General features: G+C 71.5%; 2 protein-coding genes. One reads left to right on the top strand and one right to left on the bottom strand.

Translation table 11 applies throughout. The features are described from left to right. Positions 1-135 precede the first annotated feature (135 nt). Positions 136-1,629: a M1 family metallopeptidase gene (locus ACFXBC_RS20860; protein WP_385026234.1), complete on the bottom strand. Its 1,494-nt coding sequence runs from the start codon at positions 1,627-1,629 to the stop codon at positions 136-138. Between the two features lie 304 nt (positions 1,630-1,933). Here ACFXBC_RS20860 and ACFXBC_RS20855 point away from each other — a divergent pair, with 304 nt between their 5' ends. After that, a complete protein-coding gene (locus tag ACFXBC_RS20855; protein WP_385026231.1) occupies positions 1,934-3,571 on the top strand; it encodes an ABC-F family ATP-binding cassette domain-containing protein in 1,638 nt (545 codons plus the stop codon). Positions 3,572-3,767 lie beyond the last annotated feature (196 nt).

Below are 3,767 nucleotides of genomic sequence, written 5' to 3'. Positions count from 1 at the left end.
CACCCGCCCCCCCCCCCCCCCCCCGGCGCCCCCGGGCCCGGCCCCCGCCGGGCCCCCCCGCCCCGGCGCCGACCCCGGGGGGGGGGCGCGCCCCCGCCCCGCCCCGGGGGGGCGCGGCTCCGGTCAGGGGGTGGCTCAGCGGTCGTGGACGGTGTGGGTCCGCTCGATCTGCGCCCAGGACTCCGGCGCCACGGGCCTGCCGTCGGTGTGCGCGAGGCGGGCCTGCCGGGCCGCCGGTGCGGCAGGCTTCGACGGGGTGAACAGCCAGGTGTCGAAGAAGGCGGCCAGCGGCTTCCCCGAGACCTGCTCGGCGTATTTCTCGAAGTCGGCCACCGACGCGTTGCCGTAGGCGTGCTCGGCGGGCCAGCCCTTGAGGATCTTGAAGAACGCGGTGTCACCGATCTTGTCGCGCAGCGCCTGGATGGCCAGGGCGCCCCGGTCGTAGACGGCGTCGTCGAACTGGTTCGCCGCACCGGGATCGCCCGGCTTCACCGTCCAGAACGCGTCGTCTGCGGGGTGCGAGGCGTACACGTAGTCCGCCAGCTCCTGCGCGGTCCCGTCGCCCTGGCTCTCCGACCAGAGCCACTGGGCGTAGGAAGCGAACCCCTCGTTGATCCAGATGTCCTTCCAGCCCTTGAGGGACACGTCGTCGCCGTACCACTGGTGGGCCAGCTCATGGACGACCACCGACACGTTGGCCCCGTTCGCGAACTGCTTGGGGCTGTAGTACGGGCGGGTCTGGGTCTCCAGCGCGTACCCCGTCGTGGTGTTCGGCACATAGCCGCCGAGCGCACTGAAGGGGTAGGGGCCGAAGTACCCGCTCAGCCAGTCGGCGACCTCACCGGTCCGCTCCACGCTGGCACGCGCCGCGCCGTCGTTGTCGCCGAGGTCCTTGCTGTACGCGTTGACGACCGGCACCCCGGCATCCGTGGTGCCGGTGGTGATGTCGAACTTGCCGACCGCGAGCGTGGTCAGATAGGTCGCCTGCGGCTTGTTCGACCGCCAGTTGTAGGTGGTCCTGCCCAGTTGCGAACGCTGCGACTGGAGCACGCCGTTGCTGATCGCCTGGGTGCCGTCGGGCACCGAGACCGACACGTCGTACGTGGCCTTGTCGAGCGGGTGGTCGTTGCTCGGGAACCACCACCACGCCGACTCGGGCTCGTCCGCCGCGACCGCCCCGTCCGGCGTCCGGTGCCAGGTGGAGAAGCCGTACGCGGACTTGGTGGACGGCACACCGCTGTACCGGACCACGATGGTGACGGCGGAGCCCTTGGCGAGGCCCTTGGCCGGGGTGACCACCAGCTCGTGCTGCCCGGACGTGGCGAAGGACGCCTTGGCACCGTTGACGCGGACCTCGCTCACGTCGAGCAGGAAGTCCAGGTCGAACCGGGAGAGGTCCTGGGTGGCGGTGGCCAGGATCGTCGCGGTCCCGTCCAGCCGGTCGGTCGACGGCTGGTACTTCAGCTTGAGGTCGTAGTGCGAGACGTCGTATCCGCCGTTCCCGTACGCCGGGTAGTACGGGTCGCCGATGCCCGGAGCCCCGGGTGTGAAGCCGGCCGCCGATGCCGGGATCGCCAGCAGAAGCGAGGCGGCCGCGAGTACGCCCGGGACGATGAGTCTGCGGTGCACTGATGCTCCAAGTCGTCGTGTTCGTCGCTGTGTTTGCCGTGTTGTTCGTCTTGCTCGTCGTGGCGGTTCGTCGTGATGGTTCGTCGTGGTGTCCGACCCTATTCAGCCCCGCTGCCTCTGGTCATGTCCACGGTCACAGCTGTCACAGGATCGCCATTCGGCCGACATGGATGCCGGCACGGATGCAGCCCGGGGTGCCGGCGCAGATCCCCACAGGGATGTGCCGGGATTCCGGCATGGATCCTGCCGCACGGACCCTGCCGCACAGGGCCCGCGCCGCACCCCGATTAGGATCGGTTCCCTCATGACTGCAACCCTTGTCGCCAAAGACCTCGCCGCGGGCCACGGCGACCGCTCGCTCTTCTCCGGCCTCGACCTCGTGGTGGCGCCCGGTGATGTGATCGGTCTCGTCGGTGTGAACGGCGCCGGCAAATCGACCCTGCTGCGCCTTCTCGCCGGGCTCGACACCCCGGAGGAGGGCGAGCTGAGGCTCTCGCCGCCCACCGCCACCGTCGGCCACCTCCCGCAGGAGCCGGAGCGCCGCGAGGGCGAGACCGTACGCGGCTTCCTCGCCCGGCGCACCGGGGTGGCGGCTGCCCAGAGCGCCATGGACGAGGCCACCCAGGGCCTGGTCGACGGGGTCGCGGGAGCCGACGACGCCTACTCCGTCACGCTGGAGCGCTGGCTCGACCTCGGCGGGGCCGATCTCGACGAGCGGGCCGGTGAGGTGGTGGCGTCGCTGGGGCTGACCGTCGGCCTCGACCAGCCCATGACATCGCTCTCCGGCGGCCAGGCGGCCCGCGCCGGTCTCGCCTCACTGCTGCTCTCGCGGTACGACGTGTTCCTCCTCGACGAGCCGACCAACGACCTCGACCTCGACGGGCTGGACCGGCTTGAGCGCTTCGTCGGCGGGCTGCGCGCGGGCACCGTCGTCATCAGCCACGACCGGGAGTTCCTGACCCGTACGGTCACCAAGGTCCTCGAACTCGACCTCGTCCAGCAGCAGATCACCCTGTACGGCGGCGGCTACACGGGATATCTGGAGGAGCGGGAGACCGCTCGCAGGCATGCCAGGGAGGAGTACGACGAGTTCGCCGACAAGAAGGCGGCTCTGGAGGGCCGGGCCCGGATGCAGCGCGGCTGGATGGACAAGGGCGTCAAGAACGCCCGCCGCAAGGCGACCGACAGCGACAAGCTCGGCCGTAAGTTCCGCAGCGAGGCGAGCGAGAAGCAGGCGGCCAAGGCCCGGCAGACGCAGCGCATGATCGAGCGCCTCGACGTCGTGGACGAGCCCCGCAAGGAGTGGGAGCTGCGCATGGAAATCGCGGCCGCCCCGCGCTCCGGCTCCGTGGTGGCCACCCTGCGGGACGCGACCGTCGTCCGAGGGGACTTCACCTTCGGCCCCGCCCACCTCCAGATCGACTGGGCCGACCGGGTCGCCATCACCGGGGCCAACGGTGCGGGCAAGTCCACCCTGCTCGGTGCGGTGCTGGGCCGCGTCCCGCTGGACACCGGGCACACGGCGCTCGGCCCTGGCGTCGTCGTCGGCGAGGTCGACCAGGCCCGCGCCCTCTTCCACGGTACGGAGACGCTGCTGGCCGCGTTCTGCGCGGCGGTCCCCGAAACCGAGCCCGCCGAAGTCCGTACGCTGCTCGCCAAGTTCGGCCTGAAAGCGCCGCATGTGCTGCGCCCCGCGACCACGCTCTCGCCGGGCGAACGCACCAGGGCCGCCCTCGCGCTGCTGCAGGGCAGGGGCGTCAACCTCCTGGTACTCGACGAGCCCACCAACCATCTGGACCTGGAGGCCATCGAGCAGCTGGAGTCGGCGCTCGACTCGTACGAGGGGACCCTGCTGCTGGTCACCCACGACCGCCGGATGCTGGACGCGGTCCGTACGACGCGCCGTATCGAGGTGGCCGGCGGAAAGGTCACGGAGGTCTGACCGGCCAGGTGCGCTGTGCTCCGCGCTGTGCTCCGTTGGGCCGACCGTTTTCTGCTGCGCTGCCGGGTGCGCTGTGCTCCGCTGGTCCGGCCACTGTTCTCCGCACCGCCGGGGGGGGCCCGCCGGGCCCCCCCCGCGGGGGGGGAAGGTCAAAATGGCCGCCCCCCCCCGCCCGTGACCCCCGCCCCCCGCCCCG

Origin of the sequence: Streptomyces sp. NPDC059398, from assembly GCF_042751845.1 — a bacterium.
Classification (GTDB): Bacteria; Actinomycetota; Actinomycetes; order Streptomycetales; family Streptomycetaceae; genus Streptomyces.
Note: the sequence above shows the minus strand (reverse complement) of the source record. Positions and strands in the feature narration are given on the sequence as shown.